The organism is Monashia sp. HAY1-2A (assembly GCF_056755315.1).
Window position 1 is genome coordinate 1 of the sequence record NZ_JBNDHY010000684.1, and the last position, 243, is coordinate 243.

1 protein-coding gene is annotated in these 243 nt (G+C 57.2%); it reads right to left on the reverse strand.

The genetic code is table 11. The annotated features are described in order from the left end of the window. A partial coding sequence (locus tag ACPYOM_RS23535; protein ID WP_481347835.1) for an aminopeptidase P family N-terminal domain-containing protein occupies window positions 1-226 on the reverse strand: 226 nt, incomplete at its 3' end. Between the last annotated feature and the right edge of the window lie 17 nt (window positions 227-243).

A 243-nucleotide genomic window follows, 5' to 3' on the forward strand; every position in this document is an offset into this window, starting at 1 on the left:
GGCCGAAGTAGGTGAAGAGGAAATCGGAGTAGTACTTGATGGAGTGGTAGCTGGTGAGGACGACGGCGTCGAGGTCCTTTTCGGCCATGATCCTGCGGAGGCCGGCGAGGCGGCGTTCGAACTCAGCATCGGAAAAGGTCAGCGACACTTTCCCACCGTTGTTGAGGACCTTGGTGCGCTCGAGGTTTGCGACGTCGTTGACGGACTCGTTTTCGGTGATGGTCATGGTGGTTCCTTTCAATG